General features: G+C 69.4%; 1 protein-coding gene and 1 pseudogene. Both read right to left on the bottom strand.

The genetic code is table 11. From position 1 onward, the window contains the following. Window positions 1–13: 13 nt before the first annotated feature. Entirely contained in the window at window positions 14–622 is a 609-nt protein-coding gene (locus ACIRU3_RS47815; RefSeq protein ID WP_404070810.1) for a transposase, read from the bottom strand. Window positions 623–636: 14 nt separating this feature from the next. Beyond that, a pseudogene (locus tag ACIRU3_RS47810) lies at window positions 637–1,092 on the bottom strand (winged helix-turn-helix domain-containing protein); the annotation flags it as partial. Between the last annotated feature and the right edge of the window lie 28 nt (window positions 1,093–1,120).

The following is a 1,120-nucleotide window of genomic DNA, read 5'->3' as shown; positions in this document are numbered from 1 at the left end:
TGACTTCGGCTCGTCAGGGTGGCGCTGGCTCGTCGAGGGTCAAGCGAGTGCCGGCTATGAAGCCGTCGAGGGTGTCGGGCCGGTACTGAAGGCGTTTGAGCCGGTTGCGTACGAGGGCTTCCAGCCGGTCGAGGGCTACCACGGCGAGGTTGGCCAGGCTGCGTTTGACGTGGGCCCATACCCACTCGACGGGGTTCAGGTCCGGCGAGTACGCGGGCAGCAGGAACACCGTCAGCCACTGCCGCTGGGCGACGAGTTGTCGCATCTTGAGGGAGACGTGGGTGTTGAGCCGGTCCCAGACCAGCACGATCGGCGCCTTGAGGAGCTGGTGAGCGCCGTCGATCAGTGCGATGAAGTCACGTTCGCCCATGCTGCGGCGCGTGCCCTTGCCTGCAGGGTGGGTGCGCAGCCGGTGGCACAGCCGGGTCCGGGATCCGGGCCGCATCGCGATCAGCCCGGCCACAGAGAGCCGTCCGGATCGTCGTCCGCTGACTGTCACGACCGGGGTGACGCCGCGGCGGCCCCAGGTCCGTCCCCGGGGCGGCCGTCGGGTGAAGCCGGCTTCGTCCTCGAAGCAGACGTAACCCCCACAGGCCGCCCGGACCCTTTTACCTCCGCCCACGTCGCCTCCTTCCACGCGGTCACGGCCTGCTCGTCGCGCTCGGCGACCCGCCGCGCGGGCACCTGCGGGCTGAAACCGAGCCGGTGCATCAATCGCGTGGCGCCCGAGACGCTGTAGGAGATGTGGAACTTCCTCCCGATCAGCGTGGCCACCCGGGCGGCCGTCCACACCTGGTCCTCCACCCAGCCATGCACGGCCGGCCCCTCATCGAGGTACGCGGCCAGCTTCTCCAGACAGCGCGGGGACAGGCGGCACCGCGATCCACTCGGGCCACGCGAGGCCAGAGCCTCGGCCCCACCGTCCCGCCACAGCTGATGCCACTGGTAGACCGATTTCCGGCTCACCCGCAGTCGCCGTGCGACCTCCGGCGGCTTGATCTCCTGCTCGAACAGCTCTGCCGCCTGCATCCGCACCGTCTCCCGGCGCTGACGCCCCGCGAAGCTCAGCCCACCCCCATCTGCATACCTCATACACCAGGGGATACAGACAACAGACCAG

Origin of the sequence: Streptomyces sp. NPDC101151, from assembly GCF_044768335.1 — a bacterium.
Classification (GTDB): Bacteria; Actinomycetota; Actinomycetes; order Streptomycetales; family Streptomycetaceae; genus Streptomyces.
Note: the sequence above shows the minus strand (reverse complement) of the source record. Positions and strands in the feature narration are given on the sequence as shown.